The sequence below is a fragment of the Pseudomonas sp. UMAB-08 genome (genome assembly GCF_900095225.1).
Classification (GTDB): domain Bacteria; phylum Pseudomonadota; class Gammaproteobacteria; order Pseudomonadales; family Pseudomonadaceae; genus Aquipseudomonas.
Window position 1 is genome coordinate 1 of the sequence record NZ_LT607472.1, and the last position, 263, is coordinate 263.

Sequence of the window (263 nt, forward strand, 5' to 3'; positions counted from 1 at the left end):
CAGCAACCGGAAACCGAGCAAACCCTGGCCGATCACCTGAGCCTCGACGGCTTCGACTACGTCGCCGCCATGCACTTCGTCAGCCGGCTGTTCGCCAGCCTCGCCATGACCCCCGCGCAAATGGACCCCTTTGCGGTCAACGGCGATGTCACTGACGCGGTGACCGGCATCAGCCTCTACAAAACCAAGGCCAGTGTCGGGCAACAACTGATCAGTCGGATTGCCAATGAAGAAGGGCATGCGCTGCATCAAATGCTGTGGCC

The 263-nt window shown here is 60.8% G+C and carries 1 protein-coding gene; it reads left to right on the plus strand.

The annotated features are described in order from the left end of the window. A partial coding sequence (locus K0F75_RS25470; RefSeq protein ID WP_219064711.1) for a hypothetical protein occupies positions 1 to 263 on the plus strand: 263 nt, incomplete at both ends.